Source organism: Streptomyces sp. NPDC038280, assembly GCF_055600045.1.
This window is the reverse complement of record NZ_JBVJYZ010000020.1, coordinates 1-16,381: the sequence shown is the minus strand read 5'-3', so window position 1 is coordinate 16,381 and position 16,381 is coordinate 1. Positions and strand designations below refer to the sequence as shown.

The following is a 16,381-nucleotide window of genomic DNA, read 5'->3' as shown; positions in this document are numbered from 1 at the left end:
GGACGCCTCCTCGGGTTTCCGGGGATGAGCGGCCGGGTCCTCAAGCCGGCTGGGTGCGGCGAGTGAAGGCGCGGCCGGTGACGGCGATTCCCAGGGCGGCGGCGATCAGGGCCGCCGCCGCGGTGAAGGTGAGGCGCATCCCGGCGGCGACATCGGCAGGGTGGGCGCTGGTGAGGTCGCCGGTTCCCGCGGCCATTGCGAAGACGGCTCCCATGACGGAAGTGCCGGTGATCAGACCGAGGTTGCGGGAGAGGTTGAGCATGCCGGAAACGACGCCGCGCTGGGTGGGCTGGAGGTCGGACATGACGGCCGTGTTGTTGGCGGTCTGGAACAGGGCGTAGCCGGCGGTGACGACGACGAGAGGGGCGATGTAGCCGGCGGCGCCAAGGGCTGCGGGAAGGGCCGCGAGGGCGGTGCAGCCGACGACGAGGGCAGCCAGTCCCAGGAGGGTCATGCGCTGGGCGCCGAGCCGGTCGACGACGCGGCCCGCGGGTACGCCGGTCAGGGCGGCGACCAACGGGCCGGTGGACATGACCAGGCCGACCAGCGCGGCGTGCAGGCCCAGCGCGCGGGAGAGGTAGAAGGGCCCGACGACCAAGGTGGTCATCATGACGGTGGAGACGAGGATGCTGGTGACGAGACCGGTGCTGATGGCGGGGCTGCGCAAGGTGGCGGGGCGGATCAGGGGTGCGGCGGTTCTGGATTCGGTGAGGACGAACAGGCCGGCACCGACGGCGGTGGCGAGGAGCAGTGCGGTGTTGAGGGGGCCGAAGGAGCCGTGGCCGAGGGTCATGGCCAGGGCGTAGGCGCCGAGCGTGAGGGCGAGCAGGAGGGTGCCGAGGCGGTCGAAGCGGGTGTCGCCACTGGTGGGGCCGGGCCGATCGGCGGGCAGATGCCGGTGGGCGAGTATCAGGGTGGCCGCGCCCAGGGGCACGCTGACGAGGAAGATCGCCCGCCAGCCGAAGCCGGAGATCAGGACTCCGCCGAGGGTCGGGCCCAGGGCGGTTCCGATCGCGGACATCGTCCCGAGCAGGCCCATGGCGCTGCCGGTCCGGTCCTTGGGGACGGCGTCGCTGACGAAGGCCATGGTCAGGGCCATCATGACGGCCGCACCCAGTCCTTGGGCCGCGCGGGCGGCGACCAGTAGCCACAGGGTGGGCGCCAGGCCGCAGAGGACGGAGGCCGCGGTGAACAGCGTGATGCCGGCCAGCAGCAGACGACGGCGGCCGGTGAGGTCGCCCAGGCGCCCCACGCCGACGATGAGTGTGGTGATGGCGAGGAGGTAGGCCAGGACGATCCACTGCACCTCCTGGAAAGAGGCGTGGAAGGTCTGCGCCAGGGTGGGCAGAGCGACGTTGGCGATGCTGGTGCCGAGCGAGGACAGCAGCATCGACCCGGACAGGCCGGCGAGCGCCCATCGGGCCGACGGGGTACGGCTCGTGGGTGGGGCCGCGGGCCCGGTTCTCTCCGTGGGCAGTGCGGACATGGCGCGCTCCTGGGTACGGGCGGCCCGCTGAAGGCCGCGGCGTGGGGTCGTCGCCCACGATGGACGCCCTCCTCGCCACCGGCCAACAGCAGTTGCCGATACGGCAAATCGCGCGACGAAAACAGTGCGCCCATCGGCACCTGCGTCCCCGAAGTCGCCCTCACCCGTACCGGGCCCGCCCAGCCGATGCACGGACCCCGACGATCACCCGTTCACCGTCATCGACAGGGCCGCCGGGAGGCCCCCGTTTCACCCGCCCACTGACTTGAGCGTCCCGGTGACGCGGAGGGCGTTCTCGGTGGTGAGGCCGAGGCGGGACGCCCAGGCCAGGGCATCGTCGAGTGTGGCGTCCGCGTCGGCCAGGTGGGCGGCCATGAGGGTGGAGGGCACTTTGCCGTCGTTCAGCAGGGTGCTCCACTGGCGTCCGGTGAGGGAGAGGTAGCGGAGTTCCGCCAGGTCGGCCAGGACGGTCGGGTCGGCGATCTCGGCTCGGGAGAGATCGAGGCCGCGCAGCCGGGGCGCGGTACGCAGCGGCGTGAGGTCGACCGGCGTGGAGGTGATGAGGTCGAGGGACGCCAGGCGGGCGTGGCCGGCGAGGGGGCTCAGATCGCCGTCGTCGAGGGTGACACGCAGCGATTCGACCGGCAGATCCCGCACCGGTATCAGATCGGCGGCGGTGGAGCGGTTGAGGTGCAGTCGGCGGAGATGGGGGGCGGCGGTGAGCGGTGCGAGGTCGACGACCGCGGTGGCGTCGTTGATGTGGATGGCCTGGAGGGAGGGCGGGACATCGTCGGGGATCTCGCCGATGATCTGCCGAGGGGCGGAATCGACGCGGGGTCCGCGCAGGGAGATGTGGTCGCCGCGCTTCTCGAACGCGCCCTGGTCCAGCAGGTCCAGGTAGTGGCCGAGGCGTGAGGTGATCGAGTCGTCGACGTAGGCGGGGCCGTCGTCGTAGTCGCGGCCGGTGCGGATGATCTGGCCCGGGCGTCCATTGGCAGCGGGGTCCGTGTCGACGGCGAGATAGTTGCCGTCCTCACTCGTGGCGAAGCGCAACCAGCCGGGGTGGCTTCCGCAACGGCGGACGGTGTTGGTGGGAGTGGCGTCGAAGACGACGGCGTCCCATTCCAGGTCCCAGCCGTACCAGGGCCGTTCGCCCCCCGTCCAATCGGTGTGCTCGGCGACCAGGCTCTCCAGAGACAGCCACGCGTTGCCCTGGAAGAGATAGCGGTGCTCGTAGCCGGTGCCGTCACCGTCGGCGATCATGTACAGCGCCCGCAGGTCGGCGGGCAGCCGGCGCCCGAGACGGCGCTCGGCTTCGTCGATCGCCGCGGCCGTGGCGGGCAGGGGCAGTTCGTCGGGGTGCCCGAGGATCGCGGCGCGCCGCTCGAGATAGGCGCGGAAGCGGGCCACCGCAAGCGCGGGGTCGCCCACCGGCGCGGCGGTCCCGGGCTCCTGGTCCAGACCGGGCTGGGGCAACCGGTAGTCGGGGTCGAGGACCACCTGGAAGCCGCTGCCCGCCCCGGTCACCCAGGTGACGGCGTCGTTGAAGGCCACGAACTCGTACTCGCCCGACGGCCGGCACCGGAACTCGAGGCTGACCGGCTCCCAGCCACGCTCCTCGCGCAGCACCTCTGCCAGCGCCATGAGCTCCGCGTAGGGATTGGGAACGCCCGTGTTCCAGCGGTTCCGGGTCGGTGCGTAGCCGCCGGTCGCCGACGTGCCGCCTCGCCCCGCTCGGCTGTGCATCACCGCGTGCGTCCAGCCGCTGGGGGCATTCGCGACGATCGCCTCGACTATGGGTTGGACGGCCTGCTCCACCATGCTCTGCTCCCGCGTTGTCGATACTGCGGGCATCATGGCAGCGACCACTGACATCGCGGCCGGGGGCCCGCAGCCACCCGGAGCGCGCTGTCGCAGTGTCAGTTCGTCCGCGCGTAAGCGGCGACCGGCAGGACGCGATCCCGCAAGGCAGGTTCCACGGGCATCCCGGTGCGGACCGCGTCCGCACCGCATGGCCTCTTGTGACCTCGCCCGCCGACGTCAAGCGGGCCAGGTCTCCAATGCGCGGGCGAGTCGTTCCCCGCAGGAAAGCCGGCGGTCCGCGTCGTCCGTCCGGCACGTCCGCATCAGATAGGCGGCCCAGAATGCGGGCGGGGGCACCAGCCCTTCACCGGGCGCCGGCCGGTCCTCGTCATGTCCGTCGCTCAGTACCGGGCAAGACTGCCGGCACCGCCCCACCGTCCGCACGCCCCCGCCCGTATGCGCCGGCGCCGTGCGCCGCGCCCGCGTGCCCGCTCTTCCGGCTGGACGCAATTGAGCGACGGCCATGGAGCATCAGGCGGTAGCAGGCTGACGTCCTGGGCCGCCGGGGAGCCTCCCCTGTCAGCGGCGGTACGCCACCTAACCTGTCGGAAACAAGCCCCCCGTGAAAGGAACAATTCCATGCCCTCTCGCCTCAACCCGTACATCGGTTTCGACGGTGACGCCCGGCAAGCCATGGAGTTCTACAAGGAGGTGTTCGGCGGAACGCTGGCATTGAACACCTTCGGGGAATTCGGGCAGGCGGAGGCGGGCGACGCTGCCGACAAGATCATGCACAGCATGCTCGAGACCGACAGCGGCTTCACGCTCATGGCCGCCGACACCCCGCCGGGAATGCCGTACAACCCGGGGACCAATATCTCGGTGAGCCTGAGCGGGGACGACGCCGAGGAACTGCGCGGCTACTGGAACAAGCTTTCCGGCGACGGCACCGTCTCGGTTCCCCTGGAGAAGCAGATGTGGGGCGACGTCTTCGGCATGTGCACGGACCGCTTCGGGATCACATGGCTCGTCAATATCAGCGAGCAGCAAGGCTGAGCGACTACCGGGTCGCCGCACGGCCGACCCGTGACGGTGCCCGGCGTGGTGGGCACGTTCTCGACCCCGCCGGCGCCGCCCCCTCAACGCCTCGCAACGCGCGGCGAGTTCGCGGTCGCATACATCAGCCTCCGCTCGGCCGGGTGCGTCACGTCCATTGACAGGCGCATCACCCATCAGCATGCTGAGAGCGCTCTCAGGACACCCCACATCCCCCAGGAGCCCCCTCATGCCCTCCCTCCACCGTCGCAAGCTCAACGTGCTCATCCCCGTCACCGCCGCCCTCGTCGGCGCCGGCCTCACGCTCGCCGGCCCCTCCCCCACCGTCCGGGCGAACACGGCCGGAGCCACCGCCGTTCCGGCCACCATCCCGCTCACCTTCAAGAACAACTCCAACCGCGGTGAGCAGATCTACGTCTACAACCTCGGCACCGAGCTCTCCACCGGTCGCCAGGGCTGGGCGGACGCGAGCGGAACCTTCCATCCCTGGCCGGCCGGCGGGTCCGTGCCCGTCCCGGCGCCCGACGCGGCGATATCCGGACCTGCCAAGGGCCAGTCCATGACGATCCGTCTGCCGAAGTTCTCGGGCCGCATCTACTTCAGCTACGGCCAGAAGCTGGTCTTCAAGCTCGTGACGGGCGGCTTGGTGCAGCCGGCTGTCCAGAATCCGAGCGACCCGAACAGAAGCATCCTCTTCAACTGGTCCGAGTACACGCTCAACGACTCGGGTCTCTGGATCAACAGCACCCAGGTCGACATGGTTTCGGCGCCGTACGCCGTCGGACTCAAGCGCCCCGACGGGAGTGTCGCCACCACCGGCCGCCTCAAGCCCGGCGGCTACAACGGCTTCTTCAACGCACTGCGGGGCCAGCCGGGCGGCTGGGCGAACCTCATCCAGACCCGATCCGACGGCACCGTGCTGCGCGCGCTCGCACCTGGTCATGGCATCGAGGCCGGTGCCCTGCCGTCGAACGCCATGAACAACTACATCGACCGCGTCTGGGCCAAGTACGCCACCTCGACGCTCACCGTGACGCCGTTCGCCAACCAGCCGTCCGTGAAGTACTACGGTCGCGTCTCCGGCAACACCATGAACTTCACCAACACCTCGGGCGCGCTCGTCACGTCCTTCCAGAAGCCCGACTCGGACAGCGTGTTCGGCTGCTACAAGCTGCTCGACGCGCCCAACGACCAGGTACGCGGCCCCATTTCGCGCACCCTATGCGCGGGCTACAACCGCTCCACCCTGCTCACCAACCCCAACCAGCCGGACACCACTTCGGCCGGCTTCTACCAGGACACGGTGACCAACCACTACTCCCGCAAGATCCACGCCCAGATGTCGGACGGCAAGGCGTACGGCTTCGCCTTCGACGACGTCGGCGCTCATGAGTCGCTCGTCCACGACGGCAACCCGCAGCAGGCCTACGTCACGCTCGATCCGTTCGACTAGGCCGACGAATCCCGGGCCTCGGCACGCTCGGCGTTTCCGGCCGCATACGCCTGCCCCACGCCCAGTCGTTCACGGGCATGGGGCAGGCGGTTTCCGCGTCCGAAAGGCAGGAATCCGGTCGCTTGGCGCGCCTGGTGCCCAGGCGCGCCGTACCAGTGTGAGGTCAGGAGGTGTGGAAGGAGACGGAGTGGTATCGGGCCACCTCGGTCTCGTCAGTCCTCACGTAGTAGACGTACGTCTTGCTGCCCTCGGACTCGTGGGTCTCCCAGCCGCCGCCTTCGACCCCGTACTGGGTCTCCTGCCCGCCTTCGGCACCGAAGGGGAACGCGGCAGCGGGGGTCGCCGCGATGAAGCCGATGGTCATCAGGCCGGCCAGAGTCAGTGAGACGCGCCGAAACATGGTTTCTCCTTGGAGTTGTGGATCACTCGTCACGACTGTTGACCAGCCACCGCCGCGCCGCACGCAGGCGCGCGGAAAGGGGACCCGGTCGGAGGAGCTCACGAGCAGTGCCACCGCGCGACCCGGGACTGCGCCGTGGCGATACGCCCGACCAGCGGATCCGCGCCGAAGGCCGTCGCCGCGACACGCTTCCCCGCCGGCCGTCCGGTGGCGGGCGGGAGCGTGGCCCCGAGCCGGCTCACCCGCCGCCGCTCGGCGATCCGATGACCACGGCGCGCGCCCATTCCGGCGGCGAGTCCGGCACGTAGCCGGGATCGTCCTCGTCCCACGATCCGGTCTCGTGCTGCCGGGGGAACAGACCCACCACCGTCCGGCACGGCGGTCGCGTGGCCGGCCAGGGCGTCTGTCCATCGGTCAGGACCACGATGACATCCGGCCGGGCCGGCGCCCGGAGCGCCTTGGCGAAGCCCGTACGCAGATCCGTACCCCCACCGCCGATCAGCGGAATCCCCTCGGCTCGGCAGAGCGGGTGCACGATCCGGGCCGACGCGTCGCACGGCAGAACGGTGATCAGGTCCCGACGCCCGCCCACGGCACGGGAGATCGCCGCGACCTCGTGGAGCGCGCTGCCCAGTTCGGCGTCGCTGACCGACCCGGAGGTGTCGATGACGACGGAGATCCGGGGAGGCCTGCGCCTCAGGCTCGGCAGAACGGCTCCGGGCACTCCGGCGGAGCGCCGCGACGGGCGCCCGTACGTGTAGTCCTCACCCGCTCCGGAGCCGGAGGCCGCCGAGCGGACGGCCGCTCCCAGCAACTCCCGCCAGGGCTGCGGTGGGTGGAAGGCCTCCTCCGCCCAGCGCTGCCACCCCTTCGGGGCGTTTCCCGGGCGGCCGGTGATGCCCTGCGCCACGCGGAACCGCACCGCGTCCCGCTCCTGCTCGCTGAGGCCGTGCGCGCCGTCCGGTCCCAGGTCCCACTCCCGTTCGAGCCCGTCGGCGCCACTGCCGCAGTCCAGCCAGGCCAGGCTCTGCGTACGCGGCCCGAGCCGGAACTGTCGCAGGTAGTCCTCCATGAGCTGCCCCTCGTTCAGCTGAAGGAGCTGGGGCATGACGGCGCCTTCGGGCCGGGCGAGTCCGTCGCCGAACGCGTCGTCGTTGATCTCGAAGTCGGCGGCGATGTTCATTCGCAGCCGGTCCCCGGGGCCCGTCAGCCCGCGCTCCCGGGCGACCCGGTCGCCGCGCTGGTGGTGGTCGCGCAGCAGGTGCGACACCTCGTGCACCCAGACGCCGGCCAGTTCCTCCACCGGCGTACGGTCCACGAACGCCGGCGAGACGTAGCACCGCCAGTGCCGGTCGACGGCCATCGTCGGCACCCGCCGCGACTCCACGGGGTGCAGGGCGAACAGCGCGGTCGCCAAGTACGGGCGGACACGGGCGGCGTGCAGCCGGGCGGCGAAGAGCTTCTCGGCGTCCAGGCTTCCCGGTGGTTCCGGCGGTCCCGGTGTTGCCGGTGCGTCCGGGAGTTCCGGCGTCACTGCAGCCGGGGCGCCCTGCGCGTCCGCGGTCATCGGCCTGACCTCGCGGCTACCGCGACGCGGGCCGCCGCGTCATCTGCCCGCCGGGAGAGCGACACGGCTCCCGCGAGCTGCTCGATCGTCGGGGGAACATCCCAGTCCTCGCGGCGCAGCGAAGCGAGCGTGGTCGCGGGGACGACCACCAGGTCAGGAGCTCCGGTCTCCACGGCCCGCACGAGGAGCGACCACGCCGCGTCCCACCGGGACTTCTCCGGGCGGTTGCGGACCGCCTCCACCACGCCCTCCAGCGTGGCTTGGCGCCGATCCCCTCGCTCGGGCAGGACGGCAGCCGCCGGGTCGGCGAGCAGCACCTCGGGGTCCGGGAGGTCCATCCGGTCCATCACGGCCAGCAGCTCCAGCCCCGGCCCGTCCCCCACCGTGCCCCTGATCAGCAGGGACAGTACGTCCCGGGAGGACCCGGCCGCGGTCGCGAACGCGATCAGACGCAGCGTCATCTCCCAACTGCGAGGGGAGGGCCAGGGGCCACCTCGGCGCGTCTCGCTGCTGGGCAGTCGGTGCACGAGTGCCGGGCGTGCGGTGAGGAGCCCGCACACCGCGCGGCGGGCGAGGTCCACGGCGTCCGGCAGCCGCTCCGGAGCGAGCCGCGGGAGTGTCGCCCGGGGCCACGTGCCACCGAGGCCGCGCACCACGACCTCGTGGTCGTGTGTCCACTGAAGATGCACGAACCGGTTGGCCAAGGGCGGGCTCAGCTCCCAGCCGTCGGCTGCCGAGGACCGCGGATTGGCGGCGGCGACGATCCGGACCTCTGGGGGCAGTCGAAGGGCACCGATCCGCCGCTCGAGCACGAGGCGCAGCAGGGCGGCCTGCACGGCGGGCGGTGCCGTGGACAGCTCGTCCAGGAACAGCAGCCCTCGGCCGGCCCGTACCAGTCGTACGGCCCAGTCCGGCGGGGCCATCGGGACTCCTTGTTCCGCGGGGTCGTCTCCGACGATGGGCAGGCCCGAGAAGTCGGACGGTTCGTGCACGCTGGCGATCACTGTCGTCAGCGGAAGGTCCAGGGCCTCGGCGAGCTGGGTCAGGGCCGCGGTCTTGCCGATCCCCGGCTCACCCCACAGGAGCACGGGCAGGTCGGCGGCCACGGCCAGGGTCAGGGCCTCGAGTTGTGTGTCCGGGCGGGGTTCGGTGGTGGTGGCGCGCAGCAGGGCCAGCAAGTCGCCGGCGACGTCGAGCTGGGAGGCGTGGGCTGGATCGGAGAGCGTGGCGGTGGCAGCGAACGGGCTGTGCTTGGGCAAGTTTCATCACCTTTGGGTGTGTGGTGAGCCGAGTGGTTCCGGGACGGAGGTCCCGTGAGAAGTGCGAGGCCGCTTGGGGCGGCGGGTGCGAGGGACGGAGGTCCCGGGTCAGCGAGGAGTCGCGCGGCGGGAACTTCGGCGGGAGCGGTGGTCATGGGGTTGGCGAGGGGGCGGCCCGACGCAGCCGGGGCCGGGTTCCGCCAGGCCCGCTCGGAACAGTCCGTGGAGGATCCGCCGCCGCGCGGCCGCCTCGAGTTCGTCCCGTAGAGCGCCGTTGCGCAGCAGCGCGTCGGGGCCCAACAGGCCTTCGACGACGGCCAGCGCGCCGGCGATGTCGCCGTGGTCCAGGCGTTCTCGGACGCCGGTGAGACACTCGGGACGGCGGTGCGCCTCGTCGATTGCCCGCAGACAGGGAAGCGGGGTGCCGGTCAGTGCGACCAGCAGCTCCTCCCGCCGGATCTCGGCGGGGTCGTGGTCCAGCGGGGCCAGTACGCCGTCGACCAGGCCGATGCGGTGCCGCGCTCCCCGGCAGTCCACGAGGCGCGGCTGTCCTGCCAGGTCCGGAGGCGGGGAGGGGACGGTCGGCGAGTACTCCGGTACGAGTGCCGGGGCGACCAGCGGGTGCAGCCGATCGGCCTCGATCGCCCCGGCGCGGATGAGTTCCAGGTCCGGCAGCGCCCAGGTCGCCGCGTCGGGAAGGACCGGCAGCGGGGCAGCGGCGCCATCCGCGGACGCCGCCGCGATCCGGAACGCGGGCGGCCCGGCGCCGTCCCCGTCCGCGACCAGGTCCAGGAGCAGCGGATGTCGGTTCCCGAGTCGTACGGCGACGGGGCCTGTGGGCCGTCCCTCGGCCCGGAGCAGAATCTCCGCCTCGGCCGCCCACCGGTCGACGGCGCAGCGGCGCCCCTGCGGCACGGTCCCCCTGGGATCCGGATCCCTCGCGGACACGCCATCGGAGGGCGGCACATCGGCCCCGGACCGGATCCGCAGCTCATCGGCTCTGCGCGCGTCCCACAGGTGACGATGCAGATCGAGGCGGAACCGCCGGTTGGGACGCGGATGTGGATGACGGCGGGCGTCGGCCTCGCCGTGGGGTCCGTCCCACAGGGCGAGACTGATCCGCTGACCGGCGTCCGCCCACGCCGGCGGTGTCCGGGCCACGAGGTGGACCGGGCGCTCGCCGTCAGGGCCCGCAGCGTCGTACCGAGCCAGGGTGATCGTCAGGCCCGGGCGCAACCGCCCGTCGGGAGCGACCCTGGGCATGTGCCAGCGCAGCAGGTCAGGAGCCAAATGACGGAGATCGGCCCGGACTTGGGCCGCGAGTTCCCGGCCATGGATACGGGCCAGGGAACGCAGGTTGAGATCGACATCGATGCCTGCGGCGGCGCACGCCCCCGCCCAGTCGCCGGTAAGACGGCGGGCGGTCGCAGTCTCGATCATGGATGGCGGCACGGCGAACTCGCGCACGCGCAGCCAGAGGGAAAGGCGGGAGTCCCCATGCGCGGGTTGAGTGAGCATCAGCACTCACCTTGCGCGGACGGGACCCCCATTCTGTCAATGGAGTGAGTCAACATCGCGATGATCGTATCGCCTCGTACAGCGGTCCACCAGATTTTTACGGCGCTCTGCGGTCATCCGAAACGGAACGGTCTGCGCACTGTCTGGCGTCAGCCGACGAGCAGCGAGACCCAGAGGCGGCCGAGCCAGGCCGCGTAGCGCTCGTCGGTCCAGGCCCGTTGCTCGACGAGTTGATGCCACAGCGAACCGTCGGTGGTGGACCAGAGGACGTCACGGCACTCCTCCTCGGACACCGAGAGCTGTCCCGTGGCGGCGGCCGCCTCGGCATGGACGGCCATGCTCTCGAGCCGTTGGCGGTCGATCTCGGCCAGCATCGCGGCTGCGGCCCGGTCGCTGGTCGCGGCGCCGCGCACGGCGAGGTGCAGTCTCGCGGTACGTCGCATGGTCACGGTGTTGACGACCGCCAATCCGACGAGACGGGCGCGGAGATCGGGCTCCGCCAGTACGGCCCTCAGCTCGGGACGGTCGAGGAACGGAATGTCCTCGTCGTCGCCGCCCACCGTCACGTCCCAGACGCGGTGCAGCAGCGTGGGCTTGTTCTTGAATGCCGCGTAGACGGTCTCGACGGCCACTCCGGCGGCGCGGGCGACGTCGGCCATGGTCGCCCGGCCGTAGCCCTTGTCGATGAACAGGTCGTGCGCTGCCGCCATGATCCGCCGGCGCGTCTGCCGGGCCTGGTCCCGGCGGCGGGTCGAGTCATAGCTCCTCTTGACCGTCTCACTCATTGGATACATGCTAGCTGTATCAAATAGTCGTACTGCAATGGAGGCCGTCATGGCGTCCGAGGTCGACGAATTTCTCCGTGAGGTGTTGCCGCAGCAGATCGCCGCGGAACGGGCCATGCACCAGGGCAACGCCGAGCCAAGGTTCACGCTGTGGTCGCACACCGACCCGGTCAGCCTCTTCGGCGCGTGGATACCGCTGCGGACCGGCTGGGGCGAGGTGAGCGAGGCGTTCGAGCAGGTCGCCGCGCAGTTCTCCGACTCACGTGACTACGAGTTCGAGGTGATCGCGGCCGGTGCCAGCGGCGATCTCGCCTACACGGTCGGATTTGAGCACAACGTCGTCTCCGTCAACGGCAGGCAGACGACGTACACGCTGCGAGCCACCCACGTCTACCGTCGCGAGAACGGACGGTGGCGGATCGTCCACCGTCACGGCGACCATCCCCCGGAGGGGCCGACCGGCCAGGATCCGCGCCCGGACCGGTGACCGCCCGGCCGCCCTCGCCCGACTCGTCCGCGTCGGACCTGCCCTGCCTGTACCTCCGACAGGCGTACGAACCCGTCGCCGTGGAATGTCGTGCGCCGCGGGACAGTTACCCCCCGATGAGCAAGCGCTCAGCATGTGCCCGTCGAGAGGAACGCAGTGGCAGAGCCGTTTTCCGTACCCGTCGTCGTGCGCGGATACGAGACCGATACCCAGGGCCACCTCAACCAGGCCGTTTATCTCCAGTACGCCGAGCACGCCCGCTGGTCGCTGTTGCAAGAGGCCGGCATCCGGCAGGCGGACCTGCTGGAGAGGGGGCTCGGGCCGGTCGCTCTGGAAGTGACGGTGCGCTATCTGCGTGAACTGCGCGCGGGTGACGAGGTGGAGGTGACGTGTGCCTTCATCTGGGGTGAGGGCAAGACCTTCCGCATCGAACAGACGATCCGCAAGGTCGATGGCACCGTGGCCGCCGAGGTGACCGGTGTCGGCGGCCTGCTGGACCTGAAGCAGCGCAGAATGGTCGCGGAACCGCGCGAGTACTTCCGCAAGCTGGCCCACGCCCCGGAGCTCTTCGGTCTCTGACCCGGGCTCCCCCGGCGTCGCTCCCTCACCCCTGAATGACCGGCGGGCTGCCGAGCGCGTCATCCGTGCGACGGTCGCCCACCGCATGGACCGCAGAGAGCGGCCGCCCCCTCTTCGGGGGCGCCGCTCCCTGCTCTTCAGCGCTTCGCCTGCTGGGAGGGGTGCCTTGCGGCTCACCCCGCGTCGCGGGAACGTCAGTCCTTGAAGACGTCCTTGATCTTTTCCTTGGCCTGGCGGGCGTCGCCCTTGGCCTGCTCGCCGCGTCCCTCGGCTTCCATGCGCTCGTTGCCGACGGCGCGGCCGATGCTCTCCTTGGCCTTGCCCTTGGCCTGCTCGGCCTTCGCCTGGGCCTTCTCCTCGGCGGACACAATGATCACTCCTTCTGGCAGGAACGGCACCACTGGGTGTCGAGGACCGCCTTGCCGCTACGGTCACGCCCAAACACGCGGACTCGACGGTCGGCGGGACACCGTCGGCGGGAAGTCTGCACAATCGGTTCGTGACCGATGACGACGCATATCTCTGGCTCGAGGACATTCAGGGTGAGGCCGCCTTGGCCTGGGTGGCCGAGCGGAACGCGGAGACCCGGGCGGAGCTGGTCTCCGATCCCGGTTTCGAGCGCTTGCGGACGGAGGTGCGCGAGGTCCTCGACGATGTCGACAGGATCCCCTACACCGTCCGCTACGGCCGCTTCCTCTACAACTACTGGCGGGAGGCGGGCCGGCCGAAGGGGGTCTGGCGGCGTACGACGCTGGAGCAGTACCGCAAGGACGCCCCGGAGTGGGAGATCCTCCTCGATGTCGACGACCTCGCGGAGGCGGAGGGAGAGAAGTGGGTATGGGCCGGCGCCACCGTGAGGTATCCGGACTACCGAAGGGCCCTGGTCAGCCTGTCGCGTGACGGCTCGGACGCGGTGGTGGTCAGGGAGTTCGACCTCGGGACACGCGCCTTCGTCGAGGGCGGGTTCGAGGTCGCCGAGGCGAAGACCCGCATCAGCTGGATCGACGAGGACCATGTCTTCGTCGGCACGGACACGGGGCCGGACTCGCTCACCGCGTCCGGGTATCCGCGGACGGTCCGCCGGTGGCGGCGCGGTACGGCGCTTCAGGACGCGGAGCTCGTCTTCGAGGCCGATCACGGGGATGTGTCGGCCGACGGCTGGCGCAGTGAGACGCCCGGCTTCCAGCGGGACTTCGTCTCCCGTTCCCTGGACTTCTGGCACGACGAGCTGTTTCTGCTGGCCGACGACGGCACGCTGGTGAAGATCGAGGTGCCGGACGACGCCGGCGCGTACGCCTGGCGGCAGTGGCTGATCGTCACGCCGAAGTCGCCCTGGCTGGACCATCCCGCCGGCTCGCTCCTCGCCTTCGACTTCGACGCGTTCCTCGCCGGGGGCCGGGACGCGCGGGTGCTGTTCACACCCGACGAGCACACCGCGCTGGTCGGGCACTCCTGGACCCGCCACCATCTGATCCTGACGACCCTGGTCGATGTCTCCTCGCGCGTCGAAGTCCTCACTCCGGTGGGCGACGGCTGGACGCGGCGCGCACTGGCGGAGGTGCCGCCGCTGTCCTCCGCGACCGTCACCGACACCGATCCGGACGTCTCCGACGAGTACTTCCTCGATGTGGACGGTTATCTACAGCCGTCCACGCTCCACCGGGGGGAGATCGGGGCCGACAGCGAGATCGTCAAGCAGGCTCCCGCGTACTTCGATGCCGCCGGCCTGTCGGTGCGGCGGTTCTTCGCCGTCTCACCGGACGGCACGCGGGTGCCGTACTTCGTCGTCGGCCCCGATCGCGCGGGCGGTCCCGGTCCGGCGCTGCTGTACGGCTATGGAGGCTTCAGGGTCTCCCTGACACCCTTCTACGGTCCGGTGACCGGCAGGGCGTGGCTCGCGCGCGGGGGTACGTACGTCGTCGCGAACATCCGCGGCGGTGGCGAGTACGGGCCGCGCTGGCACCAGGCCGCCCTCGGCGCGGACCGCACCCGCGCGTTCGAGGACTTCGCCGCCGTCGCGGCCGACCTCGTCGCCCGGAACATCACCACGCCCGCGCGGCTCGGGATCACCGGCGGCAGCAACGGCGGTCTTCTGATGGGCGCGATGCTCGCCCGCTGCCCGGAGCTGTTCGCCGCCGTCGTCGCCAAGGTCCCGCTCCTGGACATGCTCCGTTTCCACAAGCTCCTCGCCGGGGCGTCCTGGATCGGCGAGTACGGAGACCCCGACAGCGACACCGACCTCTCCCACCTGCGGGCCATCTCTCCCTATCACCATCTGTCGGCCGACCCGGTGTATCCGCCCGTGCTCCTGATGACCTCCACCCGTGACGACCGCGTCCACCCGGGTCACGCCCGCAAGGCGGCGGCACGCCTGCGCGAACTCGGTCACCAGGTGCTCTTCCACGAGAACACCGGCGGTGGTCACGGCGGCGCCTCCGACAACGAACAGGCCGCCTTCAACCACGCGCTGGCGTACACGTTCCTGTGGAGACACCTCGGCACACCGCCGTCGTGACGAAGACCCAGAGTGCCGGGCGCCCCCCGGGAGACCCGCCTGTCACCGACGGGCGAAGCGCCCGGGGGCGATGCCGACGACGCGGGTGAAGTGCCGGCTCAGATGGGACTGGTCGTAGAAGCCGGTCGCCGCCGCCACGTCGCCCGGCCGACGGCCGTCGAGCAGCAGCCGGCGGGCGCGGTCCACCCGGCGGGCCATCAGGTACTGGTGCGGGGCGATACCGAAGGCGGCGCTGAACGCCCGTACCAGGTGGGCGGGGTGGGCGTGCAACAGCGTCGCGGCCTCGTTGAGGGACACGCCTTGCAGCAGCCGGTCGTCGAGGAGTTCTCGCAGGTCGCGGGCCACACCGCGATCGGGGCGCGGAGGGCGGGGGACGAGTCGGGGGCGCAGATGGGTGCGCAGCCGTTCGCCGATCAGGGCGAGACGGCTCTCCGCCTCCAGTTCGTCTCCCCGGTCCGCGAGGGCCGTGTGCAGCTGTCCGACGCGTCGGCGCAGGACGGGATCGACCAGGTCGGGACTGTCCACCGCTGGGCCGATGAAGCTCTCGTCCAGCTGGGTCAGGTCCAGGTAGAGCACCCGCTTGCGGAAGCCCTGCGGGGTGGCGGGCGAGCCGTTGTGCGGCACCTGCGGCGGGAGGAGGGACACCGTGTCCCGCGGGGTGCCGTGCTCGTGGCGGTTCAGTTCGTACCGGACCGCGCCGTCGTCGACGATCAGCAGGGTCCACGCGTCGTGGACGTGCATGGGATAGGCGTGCTCGGTGAAGTGGGCGTGGAAGACCTCGACGACGCCCGCGACGCGCGGACGCCACGCGGAGATCTCCTGGCGGGCCACCATGCAAAGAACGTACAAGACGGTCCGGCGGGACGGACGGCAGTCTCGGATCATGACATCCGACAGCACCCCCGTACGGTTCGACACGAAGATCGCTGTTCTGCTGCGCGAGGACCTGGAGCCCTGGCAGCGGCTGAATGTGACCGCGTTCCTGGTCAGCGGCTTCGGCTCGGCGCTTCCCGAGGTGATCGGCGCACCGTACGCCGATGCCGACGACACCCCTTACCTGCCGATGTTCCGCCAGCCTGTCCTGGTCTTCGAGGGTACGAAGGAGACACTGACGCGCGCGCACGGCCAGGCCCTGTCGCGCGCGCTCCCCCGGTCGGTGTTCACGTCCGACCTCTTCGCCACGGGCAACGACCGGGACAACCGCGCGGCGGTGCGGGCTGTGCCGAAGGAGCAGCTGGATGTGGTGGGGCTCGCCGTGTACGGACCGCGCAACGCGGTGGACAAGGTCCTCAAGGGCGCCCGGATGCACCCCTGAGTCACGTGGGACGGGGGTGCACCTGCGCCGGGCCTCCGGAGTTGTGTTCCGGGGGCCCGGCGCCGGTCCGGCTTCGGGTCAGGCGGGGGTGATGTTCTCCGCCTGCGGGCCCTTCTGGCCCTGGGTGATGTCGAAGGTCACCGCCTGGCCTTCCTGGA

16 protein-coding genes are annotated in these 16,381 nt (G+C 70.9%); 6 read left to right on the top strand and 10 right to left on the bottom strand.

All coding sequences use genetic code 11. The features are described 5' to 3' along the window. Positions 1-40 precede the first annotated feature (40 nt). Both ACZ7J0_RS29280 and ACZ7J0_RS29275 read right to left on the bottom strand, forming a co-directional pair. Positions 41-1,486 carry an MFS transporter gene (locus ACZ7J0_RS29280; RefSeq protein ID WP_470892339.1) on the bottom strand — a complete coding sequence of 482 codons (1,446 nt, stop codon included), beginning with the start codon at positions 1,484-1,486 and terminating at the stop codon, positions 41-43. Between the two features lie 249 nt (positions 1,487-1,735). Then, the gene (locus ACZ7J0_RS29275; RefSeq protein ID WP_470892337.1) at positions 1,736-3,307 is read right to left on the bottom strand and encodes an SMI1/KNR4 family protein; all 1,572 of its coding nucleotides are present in this window, start codon (positions 3,305-3,307) and stop codon (positions 1,736-1,738) included. 621 nt (positions 3,308-3,928) lie between these two features. Here ACZ7J0_RS29275 and ACZ7J0_RS29270 point away from each other — a divergent pair. Then, positions 3,929-4,345 (top strand): VOC family protein, encoded by a 417-nt coding sequence (locus tag ACZ7J0_RS29270; RefSeq protein ID WP_470892335.1) that lies wholly within the window; start codon positions 3,929-3,931, stop codon positions 4,343-4,345. Positions 4,346-4,574: 229 nt separating this feature from the next. Continuing rightward, on the top strand, positions 4,575-5,798 hold the full coding sequence (locus ACZ7J0_RS29265; RefSeq protein WP_470892333.1) for a glycoside hydrolase family 64 protein: 1,224 nt from the start codon (positions 4,575-4,577) through the stop codon (positions 5,796-5,798). 163 nt (positions 5,799-5,961) lie between these two features. Here ACZ7J0_RS29265 and ACZ7J0_RS29260 read toward each other — a convergent pair whose 3' ends face one another. The 5 genes from ACZ7J0_RS29260 to ACZ7J0_RS29240 all read right to left on the bottom strand — a co-directional run bounded on the left by ACZ7J0_RS29260 (position 5,962) and on the right by ACZ7J0_RS29240 (position 11,327). Continuing rightward, entirely contained in the window at positions 5,962-6,198 is a 237-nt protein-coding gene (locus ACZ7J0_RS29260; RefSeq protein WP_470892331.1) for a hypothetical protein, read from the bottom strand. Between the two features lie 238 nt (positions 6,199-6,436). Further along, positions 6,437-7,765 carry a vWA domain-containing protein gene (locus ACZ7J0_RS29255; RefSeq protein ID WP_470892329.1) on the bottom strand — a complete coding sequence of 443 codons (1,329 nt, stop codon included), beginning with the start codon at positions 7,763-7,765 and terminating at the stop codon, positions 6,437-6,439. Continuing rightward, positions 7,762-9,024 (bottom strand): AAA family ATPase, encoded by a 1,263-nt coding sequence (locus ACZ7J0_RS29250; RefSeq protein WP_470892327.1) that lies wholly within the window; start codon positions 9,022-9,024, stop codon positions 7,762-7,764. The genes ACZ7J0_RS29255 and ACZ7J0_RS29250 overlap by 4 nt, the downstream gene beginning before the upstream one ends. Before the next feature lie 108 nt (positions 9,025-9,132). Then, entirely contained in the window at positions 9,133-10,542 is a 1,410-nt protein-coding gene (locus tag ACZ7J0_RS29245) for a hypothetical protein (protein WP_470892325.1), read from the bottom strand. 149 nt (positions 10,543-10,691) lie between these two features. Next, positions 10,692-11,327: a TetR/AcrR family transcriptional regulator gene (locus ACZ7J0_RS29240; protein ID WP_470892323.1), complete on the bottom strand. Its 636-nt coding sequence runs from the start codon at positions 11,325-11,327 to the stop codon at positions 10,692-10,694. 49 nt (positions 11,328-11,376) lie between these two features. Between ACZ7J0_RS29240 and ACZ7J0_RS29235 the strand changes: the two genes are divergently transcribed. After that, positions 11,377-11,814 (top strand): nuclear transport factor 2 family protein, encoded by a 438-nt coding sequence (locus tag ACZ7J0_RS29235; RefSeq protein ID WP_470892321.1) that lies wholly within the window; start codon positions 11,377-11,379, stop codon positions 11,812-11,814. A gap of 156 nt (positions 11,815-11,970) precedes the next feature. Further along, positions 11,971-12,393, top strand: coding sequence for an acyl-CoA thioesterase (locus ACZ7J0_RS29230; RefSeq protein ID WP_470892319.1), 423 nt, complete (start codon positions 11,971-11,973; stop codon positions 12,391-12,393). A gap of 194 nt (positions 12,394-12,587) precedes the next feature. Here the strand turns inward: ACZ7J0_RS29230 and ACZ7J0_RS29225 are convergent, their stop codons facing one another. Continuing rightward, positions 12,588-12,761, bottom strand: a complete 174-nt coding sequence (locus tag ACZ7J0_RS29225; RefSeq protein ID WP_470892317.1) for a CsbD family protein — start codon at positions 12,759-12,761, stop codon at positions 12,588-12,590. Positions 12,762-12,892: 131 nt separating this feature from the next. Between ACZ7J0_RS29225 and ACZ7J0_RS29220 the strand changes: the two genes are divergently transcribed. Continuing rightward, positions 12,893-14,908, top strand: coding sequence for a prolyl oligopeptidase family serine peptidase (locus ACZ7J0_RS29220; RefSeq protein ID WP_470892316.1), 2,016 nt, complete (start codon positions 12,893-12,895; stop codon positions 14,906-14,908). Positions 14,909-14,950: 42 nt separating this feature from the next. On the opposite strand, the gene ACZ7J0_RS29215 is transcribed toward ACZ7J0_RS29220, so the two are convergent. Continuing rightward, the gene (locus ACZ7J0_RS29215) at positions 14,951-15,742 is read right to left on the bottom strand and encodes an AraC family transcriptional regulator (RefSeq protein WP_470892314.1); all 792 of its coding nucleotides are present in this window, start codon (positions 15,740-15,742) and stop codon (positions 14,951-14,953) included. 49 nt (positions 15,743-15,791) lie between these two features. Between ACZ7J0_RS29215 and ACZ7J0_RS29210 the strand changes: the two genes are divergently transcribed. Next, positions 15,792-16,223, top strand: coding sequence for a DUF2000 family protein (locus tag ACZ7J0_RS29210; protein ID WP_470892312.1), 432 nt, complete (start codon positions 15,792-15,794; stop codon positions 16,221-16,223). Between the two features lie 78 nt (positions 16,224-16,301). On the opposite strand, the gene ACZ7J0_RS29205 is transcribed toward ACZ7J0_RS29210, so the two are convergent. Then, positions 16,302-16,381: cold-shock protein (locus ACZ7J0_RS29205; RefSeq protein ID WP_470892500.1), on the bottom strand; the 80-nt coding region annotated here is incomplete at its 5' end.